Here is a 15,392-nt window from a genome sequence, read left to right as displayed (position 1 = left end):
CCCCTCCCCTTACTCTGAATCTTCTACTTGGTAGCTGCCATTCCAACGGCCCAACACCGGAGAAACTGCGAACCGGTTTTCATCCCGCCAACGTCCCAATCCCCATTCACTCATATGCCTGGTCAAAGCTTCAGCCAATTCTGCCGCTGTCATCTCCTGGTGCTCCTTGCTCCAGTATTCCTTGTGGCGTTGGCTCAAAACCAGCAACAGATTTTCCAAATCCGTACGGCCAAGCACCATCTCCCCATTTTGTTCCACATACCATAGCGACGACTCAGCATGCAGCAGCCGTCTCAATTCTCCTGCTAACAGCAATACCAGATCGGATAAAGCTGACATGGTGGGAAAAAGATCTCCGTCACTGGTGGAGTCTGGATGAAAGAACAATAATCCTTCCCGGTACCGGCTGCCTTCCCAGCCAAACATGGTGCGGAGTTGCTCGATCAACGACCTGCGTTGGGTAATGACATAGTACAAATCATCCGGATCCCAATCCTGATCCAGGATAACCGGCTCCAATAAAAGCCTCCTGTAGACACGATGCCGACGCCTTCTCATTTCTCCGTCTGCGGTGTCCGTATAGACCATCTGGACATTGAGCTCATGAATGTCAGTGAAGCGTGTAAGCTCCTCCGGGAAGTGACGCAGCACATATCGGACATTGGAGGTACATTCGTAGAGGACATTGTTTTCATCGTTGTGGGCCCAGTCCTGCTCATCACCATCCACCGCAATCAGCACCCCAAGCTGTTTGAGCTTCTTTAATGCACGCACCATCGACAAACGGTGGGGATAATGTTCCCAATCGACATGCAGTCCCGATCCAATCATCTGTTCCCGAATTTGCACCACCATGTCTTTCAACAGGAATTGGTCCAACTCCGTTTTTCCTTCCAAAAACCATAATCCATAGGTAAAAAACGCATAATCCCTCGGCTCACGAAATTCCTGGATACCCATCCACGGAAATGCCCTTAGCGGTGCCTTATCCAACTTTGCCATGGTCCTGGTCAGGATGAGGGAAAAGCCGGCGTATTCCGCAAACCAGTCCCTCAGTTCACGATATTGGTCGCGAATCCAGTAAAACAGCTCCGGATCTTCCTCCTTGGTGATCCACGGTCGATTGAGCAGAGCAAGGGCGCATGCCTTGCGTCGTTCCCGCCACACATCGTCTCCTGCTCTGCCTTGCATCCGCATACGCCGCAGGGCCCATGACCGAGTACCGCCTCTACCCATGAACCGTCTCCTCCTTATATGGCACGTCAAACCATAGCGTATAATCGGGCATGTCCAGTTTGCCGTCTTCACACAGCAACGTTGTCATCTCGCCGGACTGCGCCAGTTGCAACCTCACTTTGATTCCCTCCGCTGTAACAAACGAACAGGAAACATTTCCCATACAGCGACCGATCCAATGCAATAACCGCAAACGCGTCTTGGCATCGACTACACCCAATTCAGAGATGCGTACCCGCTTTTTCCTGGCCATCCGGTGGACAAACTCTCGCTCTTCCTGAAGCTGCTGTTCAATGACGGCCCTTGCAGCCTTCTTTCTGTTCTCCGATTGTCTAACCGGTTCCGTTTCCGAACGCGAAAGTCTTTTACGGCTGCGTGAACGCACTGGGCGAATCTTGGGCACTTCATTCCACATGGAAATATCGGCAAGATCGGTCGTGCGTTCGTCCTCGCCTTGCAGATGCCTGCTGGGAAACAGGCCAAACGCATACGCGGCAAGGCAGTGGGCGTCATCCAACGAAGTCAGTCTGTCAAACCATTGTGCCAAATACTCCAGTTCTTTCTTCCGGCTGATTCCGGCCCGTTTTCGCTCTTGCAGCCTCAATGCGCAGCGAACCACTTTCGCGATCGTCTCTTTGGTTGCCCGCTCCAGTAAGACAAGTTCGCTCTGCTCGCTTCCTTCTCCCAAAAACCATTTCCTCAGATTTTGCCAGCCTTGTCGCAAGGAAATGGCCATCTCTTCACTTGAAAAACTATCTTCCAACCGGGGCTTTCGCATCTCGTCAGCCACGACATGCTCCATAAACGTTTCAGCCACAGTAGGGGAGATTTTCTGCAGATGCCCTTCAATTTGATAGGCTTTTTTCTGCAGCCCTTTGATAAAATGCTGCAAATAGTCGGTCAATTTGTCTTTCATCAACAAAAACGCTTCAGTAGCCATCATCTGTTCTGCTTGAATCGAATGCATGCTAGCGATGAAGTCAGCGGCATTCTCATGCATGGTTTTAAACGCCTGATACAGTTTTTCCCAGCAAACCGATGCTTCCCCTTCCTGAAACAGCCCGCCGCTTGCCCGTACAGCTACCAGACACTCCGCAATCGTATCAAGGTAAGTCGTCTCCAATGACCCGCCGTACCCCTTGATGGTTTCAAGTGTTTCCAACATCCGCTCGATTTCGATTGAATATGGTGTCAGTACATACTGACTCTTCTTTCTCATATACTCTTCCACAGTTTGGGCACGGCCGCCATCGTGTCTGGATGCAAGATTGCGCCATTCTTTGAGTTGCTCCAGATCTGCCTGGCACTGTTCAACCGTATATCCTTCCAATACCCCCCACTGTTTCACTCCTTCGAATACCTCTTCTACCCGAAGCCAGTAGCGCAGCCGCTGGTATTCCTGATAGAAATAACGCATCACAGCCCGATAGCGGGCAACATTGTCTGCATTTAAATAACGAAATTCGGGAACGCCTCGCAGCATTGCAGGTGACATGGAATGGTCCATGGAGATGATCCTCCCGTCCGATTTTTCTTATCGAATATGGTAAATGTGAATATGAAAAAAATCTATGATTGGAAAAATTTAACCATTTTTCTCCTAGCATTAGTTAAGTTAAATGTGGTCCGCATACAACTCGAGATGCTAGAATAAAATGAAAGACTGGGGTGCGGAGGTAAAATCATGACTTACCGATCCAAAGAGGAAAACAGAATAGCAGAGAACCAGCATGTATTGGCCGATATTCAAAGGAATTGGAAGAAGTATCAATCATACGCCCAATATAACGGCCTGCAATGCCCAAAATGCAAAAGTAAGGACGCATTTGCTTTCCACGCACATTATCGGGGGCGCAAACGCTATAAATGTAAAAATTGCGGAACTACTATCAATGATTTATCCCAATCTCTCATGCACCGCAGTCGCCACCCGAAAAAATGGCTTGATTTTATGGAAATGGCGGTTAAAGGAGCAAGTTTAGGGCAAATGTCGAAAAAATTAGGGCTGAGTAAGGTAACCCTTTACCGCTGGAGAAAAAAGTTTTTGCAACTAGCGACTGATTTTTATCAACAGCGATTGCAAGGAGTCATTGCAGTCGAAGAAGTAGCGCTAACTAGTCAAGCAGGAGCCAAATTAATTCGCGGCTCAAGAAAAGAAGGGAAGGAAAATGAACAAATCTTTCTTCTAGTAGCCAAGGATCGACGGGATAACTACCTATTCCGGATGAAGCGTAACCGTTCAAAGCTTTGGCGATCTTTTTTGAATCAAGTTCAAAAAAACTCAAATATACATGCAAATGTTCCCAAGTCGGGGCTTCCGAGCAACCTTGTTCTTAAACATGTACTGTTCTTTGGCCCATCGGAAGGACTGACGACAGTAGAGAAACGAGATTGGAACAGCCCGGCGTCTGCGTTTCTACGCCATTTTGCTCAAACAAGTTTGATTTATCGAGGCATAACAATCAAATATCTGGAAGGTTTTCTAAGCTTATTGGCATTAAAACATAAACTGCATAAACTCTCGATGGTACAAAGAAAATCATTTTTTATGTACACACTCCTGACGAATAATATGAGAGCTGCAAATGAACAGCTTTTCAACTGAAATCAGCTTGACTGCTGGGAAATAGACGAGCAAGTCATTTGTGTCTAATTTGTGAACGTTTTTCCTTTGTTATCTTTATCACATTTAAGTTATATAGTTGATTTTTAATTTAATTAAATACTTTCGAAATATTTTAAATGAAACTTCATCTAAATTATTGCTGCAAAATAAAAACAGTCATCACAGAGGACATACTGTGACAACTGTTTGTTATGTTCAAGTCTTAAGCTGCTGAGAAAAACATTCCTGAGATAAAGAAGTTCATCGGTAGTTATGTCGAAACCTTCATCTTATCGCTCAGTCGCTCCCGCTCTTTCGCGCATTTTGGATAATATCGATGCGTTTCCTCGCTTCGTGCCCTCTCGGCCGCCCCTCCCATCCGAAAACGGGGATACATAAGCATTTCCGAGGGAGTTTAATAACGTTTCCAATTATCCAATTATATTTCAATAATATTTTCCATTAGAGACTATCTGAGCAATTCCTCTATCTTGCGTTTTAACTCAGGCAAATATCCCTGAATCACATTCCAAACTTCCTCTGGATCAACGCCCATGTAATCATGAATCAGCACGTCACGAAAACCAGTAATCCTTCGCCATGGAACGGAAGGATGTGACTCCCTAAGATGGGAAGAAAGCTTTTTGGCTGCTTCCCCGATAATTTCAAAGTTTCTAATGACCGCATCTTGAATCATCGTGTTATCTTTGAACGTTTCCCAACCTGAAACCGTATACGATTCGATTTTGTTTATCGACTCTAAAATATGAGACAGGTATAGTTTGTCATCTTTCATAGCGGAACTGCCTCCTGTAGAATTTGGTCACGTATAACAGGATGCAGGGCTTTTTCGCTTACAACGTCTACCTTCATGCCAAGCAAGTCTTCTAGATCCTGAATGAGAGCAATTCGGTCCAACAGGCTGCGTCCCTCTTCAAACTCAACCAGTACATCTATGTCACTATCTTTTTGTGCTGTCTCCTTCACTTGCGATCCAAAGATACGAAGATTTTTTGCACCATGCCTTGAAGCAATTTGTAAAATTTCATTCCGTTTCATGATGATCAATCGATTCAGATTCGACATGGTGCACCACCTCACAAAATCGTATGGAATGGGGAAAAGCATCATTAGTTCAGAAGGAACCACCATACAACATTATATTGCACTTCGGTAGGAATTGTTCAGTTCCTTCAAGAACCGATATCCCATTAAAAAACCTTTTATAAAAAACTCATCTGCCTCAAGGCCCGACACTTTATTATAGGCTGAATCGATATCGAAAAGTTTTCTCTTTTGTTCTTCAATGGTTAAAATCATGTGTAGGCTGTGGAAAGCATCACAGGTCTCACGACTTGCTTGTTTAACCTCTTCCGACGGGAGGTAAATACTTTCATTTTCAAGCAGTTTTCACTTGGCAATTTCCATTAATATCGCTTCCATCCCACGTTCATAAGCGGTTTCGATATTTGTAAAATCCCGTACCTCTTTCAGTTCCTTATTTTGCTTTGAAATTAGCACGATTCCTCAAAAGGTGCCATCGAGATTCTGTACATGTTCTACACACTCCCTAAACAATTGTTACTATTCAGCATGTACAGAAAAAATGATCATTATTCAAGGTCCAGGACTTGGGCAATACAAAAACACCCTCTTTGGAGAACCTGTCCGAATTCGATGATCCTACTCATCTAAGCATCTTATACTCAAGCTCCTTACAACTACGCCGTATCCATAAACTGCCTTAAAAAGCCAAACACCCACATCATGCGGTGAGTGTTCTGACTCTATTGGTGGAGGCGGGGGATTATCGATATCTCCGATTAAATTGCTCAGTACTTTCCGCTCCCTCGCTTCGCTCCGGTAAGCCTTCGAACCCCGTCCGTCGGTCTTGTTGATATCGAACTCCCTACCTTATGAATACATAAAAAAGCAGCCTCAAGGGGTGCATTTTTTTATGTATTGGCGGAGGCGGAGGAATAATCGGAATCTTCCTTTCTTTATCTCTCGCTTTGCTCGGCTACACTTCTGTCGGATTCCGATCCGGGTTCCCTCCGCTTCGCTCCGGTCCACGCGGTGCGAACCCACCGTCCGATCGGACTTGTGAGGTCTAATCCTGCTCGCCACGGACATAAAATAAAAAGCCGCCCGTTGGCGGCATTTTATTTTATGTATGGTGGAGGCGGGGGGATTCGAACCCCCGTCCGAAAACGGCGACACATAAGCATCTCCGAGCGCAGTCACTCTATGGGGAATTCGGCGGCAAACCTGCGGAGTGACACGCTAGTTTGCTGCCTAGCCTGATTGGTCTTCTTCCTTTGGCCCCAGGCGGAGGCCGCCGGCGTAGCCCGTTAGAAGTGAGCCCTAATCACGCCACACGGGCCGATGGAGTGTTAGAGCCTCGCTGGTTATTAGGCAGCGAGAGAAAGTTGTTTGTTGCCAGTTATGGCTTTCCGCGTTGTTAACGGGGTCCGCAGCCCCCCGGCTCGCTTCTTATGCTCTACCATCCCCGTCGAATCCAAAACGCCCCCAGGTTCCAAATAAATATACATGATCGGGAGACAAAAACGCCTAGGCGTTGCAACGGTTCCATTGACACCTAGACGGTTCTCATCCGATCAACTGTATCAACAATATAGCATACCGAGGCTGGCAAAATCAATGTAGATCGATGCCAGGCTTGGGAACGAGTTGCCTCCGTTCACATCTTCTGCCTGTCGCGCAGGGCGCGTTCCACATCGCGCGCCGCTTCCTTCTTCTTCAGATCCTCCCGCTTGTCGTAGATCTTTTTCCCTTTGGCAAGCGCCAGTTCCACCTTGGCCCAGCCGCCTTTCAAATAAATGCTGAGCGGCACCAGCGCATAGCCTTTCTCCCGGGTCAGTCCCACCAGCTTGAGGATTTCCAGCCGATGCAGCAGCAGCTGGCGCGTCCGCTCCGGATCATGATTGAAGCGGTTGCCCTGGTCGTAGGGACTGATATGCATCTTGTACAGCTTCACCTGACCGTTTTCCACCCGGGCGAAGCTGTCTTTCAACTGTACCCGTCCGGCACGAACCGATTTGATCTCCGTGCCCGTGAGTGCGATGCCGGCCTCGTAAACGTCCTCAATGTGATAATCGTGACGCGCTTTTCTGTTTTGGGCTACGACTTTCACGCCGGTCTTGGTCTTGGACATGTCGATCCCCTCGCCTGCCAGATTGGTACCAGTAAGTCTAGCAAAAAACAACCAAAGTGGCAAGAAATTTTACACGGGCGGCGCTCCCCTATTTGCGCTTCCGTTTTGCCTGCGCCACCACCTTCTTTTTCCGGGCCTTCTTGGCGCGCACGAGATCTTCCCAGAACGCTTTTTCCCGCTTGTCGCCGGCTTCTTCTGCGGCGATGTGGACGACTCCTTTGCCAATGCCCGCCGCTCGTTTTTTCCGGGAAGCCGCTTTTTCCTTCCTTTTGGTGCCGGCTTTACCTTTGGCGCCGGCTCTGCCCTGGCCTTCAATCACTTTGGGCTTGCGCTCGCCGCGCGGCCGGAAATGATTCGCCTTTTTCATCCCGACGATTTCGAAGTCGATGGTGCGTTCATCCAGGTTGACGTTGGACACACGCACCTGCACCACATCGCCGATGCGGAACTGCTTGCCGGTACGTTCTCCCACCAGCGCGTACATTTTCTCATGATAATGGTAATAATCGTCGGTCAGGTAGCTGACGTGAACCAACCCTTCGATGGTATTGGGCAGCTCCACGAATATGCCGAACGAAGTGACGCTGGAGATCACGCCTTCGAATTCTTCGCCGATGTGCGCCAGCATGTATTCGGCTTTCTTCAGATCGTCCGTTTCCCGCTCCGCATCGACGGCCACCCGTTCCCGCTGTGAGGTATGCTCGGCGATCTCCGGGAGAATCTGGGCCCAGTAGCTGGCACGCTCCTCCGACATCTCGCCGTGCTCCAGCCACTCGCGGATCAGGCGGTGGACGATCAGGTCGGGATAGCGGCGGATGGGCGATGTGAAGTGTGTGTAAAAGTCGGTCGCCAGCCCAAAGTGGCCCAGGCTTTCCGCATCATAGCGGGCCTGCTTCATGGAACGCAGCATCACCGTGCTGATGATCACTTCTTCCGGCGTGCCCTTCACTTCTTCCAGCAGCTGCTGCAGCGCCCGTGGATGGACGGTATTGCCCTTGCCCCGCACGGTATAGCCGAAGTTGGTGACAAACTCCATGAAGGCCATCAGTTTTTCCGGATTCGGCTCTTCGTGCACACGGTAGATAAACGGCTGTTTCAGCCAGTGGAAATGTTCGGCCACCGTTTCGTTTGCCGCCAGCATGAATTCCTCAATGATCATCTCCGCGATGGAGCGCGTGCGGAAGCCGATCTCGGTCGGGGTTCCCTCTTCGTTGACGTAGATTTTGGCTTCGCGGAAATCGAAGTCGATGGCGCCCCGCTGCATCCGCCGTCTGCGGCGCTTCCGGCAGAGCTCTTCCATCAATTGGAACATCGGAACCAGTTCCTTGTACTTTTCGATCAACGCTTCATCCTTGTCTTCCAATATCCTGCGCACATCGGTGTAGGTCATCCGTTCATTGGTGCGGATCACGCTGAGGTAAATGTCGTAATTCACCACATTGGCGTCACTGTCCATCTCCATATCGCAGGTGATGGTCAAGCGGTCCACCTTGGGGTTCAAGCTGCAGATCCCGTTGGACAGGCGGTGCGGGATCATCGGAATCACGCGGTCCACCAGATAGACGCTGGTTCCCCGGCGGTACGCCTCCTGATCGATCGGCGAATTCTCGCGCACGTAGTAGCTGACATCGGCGATATGGACACCGAGGAGGTAATTGCCGTTCTCCAGTTTCTCCAGGGAAACGGCGTCGTCCAGGTCTTTGGCATCGGCGCCGTCGATGGTGACCATCATCCGGTCGCGCAGATCGCGCCGGCCTTTGATCTCTTCCGGGGTGATCTCATCCGGTATGGCCTGCGCCTGCGCCAGGACATCCTGCGGAAACTCTTCCGGCAACCCGTACTTGCGGATGATGGAGAGGATGTCGACACCCGGATCGTTTTTGTGCCCGAGGATTTCGATCACTTCCCCCTCAGGATTGGAGTGTCCTTCCGGGTAGCGGACGATCTTCACGACCACTTTGTGGCCATCGACGGCGCCGGCCGAGGCGGTCTTCGGAATAAAAATATCCCGACCGATTCGCTTGTCGTCGGGGATGACAAAACCGTAATGCGTTTCGTCCTGATAGGTTCCGACCGTCTCGGTAATCCCCCGTTCGACGATGCGGATAATCCGGCCTTCCTTGCGGTTCCCGGACGTCTGCTTTTCCACCCGTGCCAAGACGATGTCCCCATGCATCGCCCCGTTAAAATCATGGGCATGGATATAGATATCCGGCTCTCCGGGCGTATCGGGCAGGACAAAGCCGAATCCCTTGGGATGGCTTTGCAGTCTTCCCCGCACCAGGTTCATTTTTTCCGGCACCCCGTAACGATTGGTTCGCGTGCGGATGATCTCCCCGCGGTCCTCCAAGATGTTCAGGGTTTTAACCAACTCTTTAAATCCGTCTGCATCCGTGATCTGAAACGCTTCCTCCAGTTCCGTCACGGTCATCGGATGATACGCCTGTTCGCGCATAAAGGCAAGTATCTCTTGTTCTTTCATTCATTTGTCTCCTTTAATATCTGAAGGTTCTTCCGTATAGTATTCACCTTTTCGGGGCAAGGCAATCAGCCCGACAAAGAGAAAAGACAGCAAGCGCGAACTTGCTGTCTCGTTGTTTGTATCGTTACGATACGAGTTTGATGAAATACCCGAGCATAATGGCAGATAGCATAAAGATCACGGCGAACACGACGGTCAGTTTGCCCAGGAGGGCGTCGATGCCGCGCGCCTTTTGCTTGCCCAACAGCTGTTCAGCGCCCCCGCTGATCGATCCGGCAAGACCTGCACTTTTTCCCGATTGCAACAGAACAACGGCGATTAAGCCGATACACGCGATAACCAGCACGATTTTTGCTGCCAAAACCATGTCGCTTCACCCCAACATCATGATCCGTAGACAAAAAACATTATTTTTACTGTATCATAAATCGAAGAGTTGAGCAACCTTCCAAATAAATGTGTACTTTCTTTGTCGGTTTCCTGCCTGCCTTGCAACTGTCACCGATTTGCCGTAAAATTGCATGTGAACCGTTTAATTTTACTAGGAGGTCTTTGTCTCATGGCTGGTCCAAACAAAAAAGACATGAATCAAAACGACGTGATTGACTCCGCGAAGGCCTTTTTTACTTCGTTTGGCATCTTGTTTCTTGTATTTCTTATTGCTCTCGTAGGATCGATCTATTTCCCTCCGAAGTCTGGTGAAGAAGCCGCAGGCGGAGCGACCGCACCGGCCAAGGTTGACGCAGCCGCCCTGTTCAAAGCCAACTGCTCCTCCTGTCATGGTCAAAACCTGGAAGGGATTGTAGGTCCGAACCTGACCAAGGTCGGCAGCAAATACAGCGCTGATGAGATCGCCAATATCATCAAAAACGGTAGAGGCGGAATGCCGCCGGGTATGCTGAAAAAAGGTGACGAAATCAAGGCAGTTGCCCAATGGCTGTCCGAGCATAAATAATTGATACATACAGCCGAAAAATCCCCGAAGACTGCAGCTTCGGGGATTTCGTTTTACCGGGAGGAGACGCGCATGGGAGCTCTGTTGGAGTTGGAGCATATTGGAAAAAACGCGGGCGGCGGCCCGGGATCCTGGCTGTTCCGCGATGTGAACGCGGTGGTCGCCGAGCCGTCGATCATCCATATACTGGGCCTCTCCGGTCAGGGAAAAAGCACCTTGCTCAGGATCATCGGTCTTTTGACCCCGCCGGATGAAGGAACCGTGCGCTTGCAGGCACGCGCGGCTGCGGAGTGGGTACCTGAAAAGTGGCGTTCGCTGGTCAGCTACGTGGCCCAGCACCCCGTCATGCTGCCGGGCAGCGTGGAAGAGAATCTGCGGGCGGTCAGCCGTATCCACCAGCAGCCGTTTGAAGCGCGCTATGCGCGTGCCCTGATGGAGCGTGTGGGACTGGGCGAGCTGGCGTGGGAGAAGGATGCCTCTCTGCTCTCCGGCGGGGAGAAGCAGCGGGTCGCCCTGGTGAGAACGCTTCTGCTGCGGCCCCGCATCCTGCTGCTCGACGAAGTGACCGCTTCGCTGGACATCCACAGCCAGCGTGCCGTGGAGGAACTGCTGACCCATGTCCACCGGGAAGATGGTGTCACCCTGCTCTGGGTCACCCATCATCTGGAGCAGGCCAGGCGGCTCGGTGACCGGATCTGGTTCATGGCGGAAAAGAGTCTCCTGGAGGATGCTCCCGCCGCTGCCTTTTTTCATTCGCCACGAACGGAAATGGCGCGGAGATTCCTGCAGGACGGTTCCATGAAGGAGGGGCAGCTACATCATGTCTGATTGGGCCTTGTGGCTGACGCTGGTCTTTGTCCTGATCGCTGTGCTTCTCTCCCTCTGGCAGCGGATCGGCCTGGAACGGGAGATCGTCATCAGCACCGCACGGACCGCCGTTCAGCTTTTTGCGATCGGGTACGTGCTGCAGTTCGTCTTTCATACCGATCATCCCGCCTTGATCCTCCTGCTGATTCTGATGATGATCGGCGTAGCTTCCTGGAATGCGGCCAGACGCGGGAAGGACCTGCCCGCTGTCATCTGGCCCGTCGCCGTGACGCTTTCGGCGACCGAGCTGTTTACGATGGCCCTGCTGCTCGGGCTCCGGATTATCGCCCCGACGCCGCAGTACCTGGTCCCGCTCTCCGGCATGATTATTGGCAACAGCATGATTGTGTGCGGTTTGTTTTTAAGCCATATGAAACGGGAGGTGGAGGCCTCGCGCGGGGAGATCGAAACGCTGCTCTGCCTGGGAGCCAACATCCGCCAGGCGATTCAGGATGTGCTGAAGCGCTCGGTGAAATCCAGTCTGATCCCTACGTTCGACACCATGAAGACGTTGGGGTTGGTGCAGCTGCCGGGAACGATGACCGGCATGATCATCGCCGGGGCCAATCCGCTGGAAGCCGTCCGCTACCAGATCCTGATCATGTTTACCTTCTCCGCTTCTGCGGTCGTCTCCGCTGTCCTGCTGAGCCTGCTCAGCTACAAGCGCTGGTTTACCGATCAAAAGATGCTGCGCGGGTGAATCGGCGATGGCTAACGCGTTGCCGAGCGGGGGCCTTGCTGGTGTCGGCGGGGACCACATCTGCCAAAAAGAAGCAGGCTGCCGGAAAGATTCCCGGCAGCCTGCCGTATTTCATATGCCGCTGCTCTTATTGTTGGAGCAGGTATTTTTCCAGTTCGTCCACCACTTTGTTGGCGCAGATGACGCCGCCGGACGTGTTCCAGATCGTGTCGTCCACCTTGAATGCTTTGTTGTTTTTCACCACATTCAGGTTTTTCCACAGCGGATCGTTGGTCCACTCTTTCTCCAGCTTGCTCGCTTCACCGTCTCCCGTTTCGTAGGAGAAGTAGAACATGATGTCGCCGTCCATTTCCGGAATCCGCTCTTTGGTTACTTCGGCGGCGAATTCTTCTTTGTTTTGCGCTTCCGGACGGGCTACGCCCAGGTCTTTCAGGATCGTGCCGGCGAATGTGTCGTTGTAGTAAATGCGCACTCGGCCGGGCATGAAGCGAACGAGCGAAACTTTGGTTTTCACCTTGTCGCCCACTTTCGCCTTGAACGCTTCGATACGCTTGTTCCAATCAGCCAACACTTTTTCGCCTTCCGCTTTCTTGTTGACCGCTTCCGCGTACAGCATGAAGTTTTCTTTCCAGTCGCCGCGCGGTTCTTCCACGAAGACGGTCGGCGCGATGGCAGTCAGCTGTTGGTAAATCTTTTCGTGGCGGAACTTCATCCCGAGGATCAGGTCCGGCTTCAGCGCCGCGATCGCTTCCAGGTTCGGCTGGGACTCGGTGCCCACCGTTTTGGTGCCTTCCAGCTGCGGTTTTACGAAATCGTAAAAGGTGGTCGGGTCAGTCCAGGAACCAACCGCACCCACAGGTTTAACGCCCAGGGCCACCAGCGTTTCCACCCCCTGCGAGGTGAGGACGACGACGCGCTGCGGCGTGCCTTTGATCGTGGTTTCTCCCATCGCGTGTTTCACGGTGTAGGATTGATCGGAACCTCCTGCGCTGCCTGCTGCCTGTTCGGCAGGTTTTTGCTCAGCCGGCTTTTGTTCGGCTGCTTGCTGTCCGCCGCCGCAGCCGGTAACGATCAGCAGGAGAGCCATCAGTACGGCAAAAAACGCTTTGCCGCGTACGGTACGGTATGTACGAGAATACATCGTGTTGACTCCTTTCATGATGAAAATGAGAATTAAAATCATTTACGTCCATTATCCTACTACCATGGTAGGTCGATGTCAACAACAAAATGATAATGAATCTCAAAATCATTGACAATTCGTTTCGTCAGCAACTACACTGGAATGTGTAAAGAATTGAAAACATCACCCAAGGATGAAGATCATGAAATCGCTGCTACATAACAATCCGCTCAAAATCGCCGGCGTCTGTATCGGTCTGTTTCTTCTTATATATTTGAGCTACGCCAGCCTCGTCTTCGGCGTCATCGACACCGGTTGGCAGACGGCGATCGACGCCTATACCCATTTCAACGGCTCCAATGAACACATTGTCATCAAGGAAGTTCGCGTCCCGCGGGTGCTGAACGCCCTGGCCGTCGGAGCCAGTCTGGGCATCGCCGGCGCGCTGCTGCAATCGCTGACGCGAAACCCGGTGGCCGATGTCGAACTGTTTGGCCTCAATGCCGGGGCGGCCCTGTTCGTCGTGTTTGCCGTAACATTTATCGGCATCAGTTCGCTCACCGCGTTTACCTGGATCTCCTTTTTGGGGGCGGCGGTCAGCGGGCTTGTCGTCTACCTGCTGGGATCGCTGGGCCGAGACGGCCTGACGCCGGTCAAGCTGACGCTGGCCGGCGCAGCCATCACCGCATTGGCTGCATCCGCCCGGCACGGCATGCTCGTCCTGAACGAAAAGGCGCTGGACGAAGTGCTGTTCTGGCTGTCCGGTTCGGTGGGAGGACGGAAGCTGGAGTTTTTGGAGGCCGTCTTTCCGTACATGGTGGTGGCCTGGGTGGCTGCCCTCCTCCTCGCCCGGCCGATTCAGACCCTGCTGTTGGGCGATGATGTCGCCAAGGGGCTGGGGCAGCGAACCCTGTTGGTAAAAATCTTGTCCGGCGTGGTGATTGTCCTGCTTTCCGGCAGTTCCGTCGCCGTGGCAGGGCCGATTGGCTTCGTCGGACTGGTTACGCCGCACCTCGCCCGCTATCTGGTCGGGCTGAACACGCGGTGGGTGTTCTTGTACAGCGGCATGCTCGGCTCCGTCATCCTGCTTGCGGCGGACATCGCCGCCCGTTTCATCGCCAAGCCTGCAGAGGTGCCCATCGGAGCGATGACCGCTCTGGTCGGCATCCCCTTCTTCATCTATGTGGCGAGAAAGGGGCTGGACAAGAAATGAAATCGTATCTGCCGCTGCGCAGCAAAAAAGGCTCCTTTTCCATTCATATTCACAAGAAAACGCTGCTGTACACCGTGATCTGCCTGCTGCTGGGCGTGGCCGTCACGGTAGTCAGCCTGGGGATGGGCGAGATGAACATCCCTCCCCTCGATGTCCTGAAGGTGTTTCTGGGGATGGGATCGGAGCAGGATGCGCTGATCGTGGCACAGTTCCGTCTCCCCCGCGTCGTCATCGCCATATTGGTGGGTGCCGCGCTGGGAGCGGCCGGGGCCATCCTACAGGGAATCGTCCGCAATCCCCTGGCAGCGCCCGACATTCTCGGGATCACAGGAGGCGCCTCGGTTGCGGCGGTCGCCTTCCTCCTTTACTTTGAATCGGCCAGCATCCAATGGCTTCCTCCCGTCGCATTTGCGGGAGCGACGCTGACGACGTTCATCCTGTACGCGCTCGCCTGGAAAAAAGGGGTGACGCCGCTAAGGCTGGTGCTGATCGGCGTAGGCATCCGAATCGCCGCCAGCGCGTTGATCACGGTGCTGATCATGTTCAGCCCGTTTATCCTGCAAAACAAGGCCAGTCTCTGGCTCACCGGCAGCATCTACGGCGTCGACTGGAACGACGCCAAGATGATTGGGCCGTGGGTTATCGGGCTGATCGCGCTGGCTGCGCTGCTCGCCCGCCGCGTCAACGTCCAGCAGCTGGGCGACGAGGTGGCAACCAGCGTGGGCAGCCTGGTCCAGTTCGACCGCTTTGCCTTGTTGATCATTTGCGCCGCGTTAACCGGGGCGGCCGTCTCCGTCGGCGGGGAAATCAGCTTTGTCGCCCTGCTGGCGCCGCACATCGCTAAAATGCTGGTCGGCCCCTCTTTTGGAGGCGCCCTGCCGATTTCCGCCCTGATCGGCAGCCTGATTCTGCTGATTGCCGATCTGATTGCGCGGACGGCTTTTTCCCCGATCGACATCCCGGTCGGCGTCTTTACTTCGGCGGTAGGGGCACCGTTTTTCATCTACCTGCTCTACAAAAACCGAAACCGGTAAGC

The 15,392-nt window shown here is 52.5% G+C and carries 15 protein-coding genes and 1 other RNA gene; 6 read left to right on the top strand and 10 right to left on the bottom strand.

Annotated elements, in window-relative coordinates:
* Window positions 1–9 precede the first annotated feature (9 nt).
* Together G3578_RS08030 and G3578_RS08025 are read right to left on the bottom strand one after the other, a co-directional pair.
* Window positions 10–1,236, bottom strand: coding sequence for a TIGR02678 family protein (locus G3578_RS08030; protein ID WP_206529568.1), 1,227 nt, complete (start codon window positions 1,234–1,236; stop codon window positions 10–12).
* Window positions 1,229–2,743, bottom strand: a complete 1,515-nt coding sequence (locus G3578_RS08025; RefSeq protein WP_165211151.1) for a TIGR02677 family protein — start codon at window positions 2,741–2,743, stop codon at window positions 1,229–1,231. The genes G3578_RS08030 and G3578_RS08025 overlap by 8 nt, the downstream gene beginning before the upstream one ends.
* 177 nt (window positions 2,744–2,920) lie before the next feature.
* Between G3578_RS08025 and G3578_RS08020 the strand changes: the two genes are divergently transcribed.
* Window positions 2,921–3,841, top strand: a complete 921-nt coding sequence (locus tag G3578_RS08020) for an IS1 family transposase (RefSeq protein ID WP_165211148.1) — start codon at window positions 2,921–2,923, stop codon at window positions 3,839–3,841.
* A 469-nt stretch (window positions 3,842–4,310) separates the two neighbouring features.
* Here G3578_RS08020 and G3578_RS08015 read toward each other — a convergent pair whose 3' ends face one another.
* From G3578_RS08015 to secG, 7 genes are all read right to left on the bottom strand, one after another.
* Complete coding sequence (locus tag G3578_RS08015; RefSeq protein ID WP_165211146.1) at window positions 4,311–4,637, bottom strand: HepT-like ribonuclease domain-containing protein; 327 nt, start codon at window positions 4,635–4,637, stop codon at window positions 4,311–4,313.
* Window positions 4,634–4,927, bottom strand: a complete 294-nt coding sequence (locus tag G3578_RS08010) for a nucleotidyltransferase family protein (RefSeq protein WP_241254523.1) — start codon at window positions 4,925–4,927, stop codon at window positions 4,634–4,636. The genes G3578_RS08015 and G3578_RS08010 overlap by 4 nt, the downstream gene beginning before the upstream one ends.
* Before the next feature lie 72 nt (window positions 4,928–4,999).
* On the bottom strand, window positions 5,000–5,230 hold the full coding sequence (locus G3578_RS21365) for a DUF6809 family protein (protein WP_481752731.1): 231 nt from the start codon (window positions 5,228–5,230) through the stop codon (window positions 5,000–5,002).
* A 785-nt stretch (window positions 5,231–6,015) separates the two neighbouring features.
* Window positions 6,016–6,372: a transfer-messenger RNA gene (gene ssrA / locus G3578_RS08005) on the bottom strand.
* A gap of 170 nt (window positions 6,373–6,542) precedes the next feature.
* On the bottom strand, window positions 6,543–7,016 hold the full coding sequence (smpB, locus tag G3578_RS08000; protein ID WP_165211144.1) for an SsrA-binding protein SmpB: 474 nt from the start codon (window positions 7,014–7,016) through the stop codon (window positions 6,543–6,545).
* 88 nt (window positions 7,017–7,104) lie between these two features.
* On the bottom strand, window positions 7,105–9,498 hold the full coding sequence (rnr, locus tag G3578_RS07995) for a ribonuclease R (protein WP_165211142.1): 2,394 nt from the start codon (window positions 9,496–9,498) through the stop codon (window positions 7,105–7,107).
* Between the two features lie 124 nt (window positions 9,499–9,622).
* A complete protein-coding gene (gene secG, locus G3578_RS07990; RefSeq protein WP_165211140.1) occupies window positions 9,623–9,865 on the bottom strand; it encodes a preprotein translocase subunit SecG in 243 nt (80 codons plus the stop codon).
* A gap of 192 nt (window positions 9,866–10,057) precedes the next feature.
* Between secG and G3578_RS07985 the strand changes: the two genes are divergently transcribed.
* The 3 genes from G3578_RS07985 (at window position 10,058) to G3578_RS07975 (ending at window position 12,020) form a co-directional block, all read left to right on the top strand.
* Entirely contained in the window at window positions 10,058–10,453 is a 396-nt protein-coding gene (locus G3578_RS07985) for a c-type cytochrome (RefSeq protein ID WP_165211138.1), read from the top strand.
* A gap of 72 nt (window positions 10,454–10,525) precedes the next feature.
* Window positions 10,526–11,281 carry an ABC transporter ATP-binding protein gene (locus G3578_RS07980; protein WP_165211136.1) on the top strand — a complete coding sequence of 252 codons (756 nt, stop codon included), beginning with the start codon at window positions 10,526–10,528 and terminating at the stop codon, window positions 11,279–11,281.
* Window positions 11,274–12,020 (top strand): ABC transporter permease, encoded by a 747-nt coding sequence (locus G3578_RS07975; protein ID WP_165211134.1) that lies wholly within the window; start codon window positions 11,274–11,276, stop codon window positions 12,018–12,020. The genes G3578_RS07980 and G3578_RS07975 overlap by 8 nt, the downstream gene beginning before the upstream one ends.
* Window positions 12,021–12,147: 127 nt before the next feature.
* Here G3578_RS07975 and G3578_RS07970 read toward each other — a convergent pair whose 3' ends face one another.
* Entirely contained in the window at window positions 12,148–13,161 is a 1,014-nt protein-coding gene (locus G3578_RS07970; protein ID WP_165211132.1) for an ABC transporter substrate-binding protein, read from the bottom strand.
* Between the two features lie 184 nt (window positions 13,162–13,345).
* On the opposite strand from G3578_RS07970, the gene G3578_RS07965 reads away from it, so the two are divergent.
* Together G3578_RS07965 and G3578_RS07960 are read left to right on the top strand one after the other, a co-directional pair.
* Complete coding sequence (locus tag G3578_RS07965) at window positions 13,346–14,356, top strand: FecCD family ABC transporter permease (protein ID WP_165211129.1); 1,011 nt, start codon at window positions 13,346–13,348, stop codon at window positions 14,354–14,356.
* On the top strand, window positions 14,353–15,390 hold the full coding sequence (locus G3578_RS07960) for a FecCD family ABC transporter permease (RefSeq protein ID WP_165211126.1): 1,038 nt from the start codon (window positions 14,353–14,355) through the stop codon (window positions 15,388–15,390). The genes G3578_RS07965 and G3578_RS07960 overlap by 4 nt, the downstream gene beginning before the upstream one ends.
* Window positions 15,391–15,392: the final 2 nt, after the last annotated feature.

Source organism: Brevibacillus sp. SYP-B805, from assembly GCF_011059135.1.
In the GTDB taxonomy this organism is placed as follows: Bacteria; Bacillota; Bacilli; order Brevibacillales; family Brevibacillaceae; genus Brevibacillus_F.
Note: the sequence above shows the minus strand (reverse complement) of the source record. Positions and strands in the feature narration are given on the sequence as shown.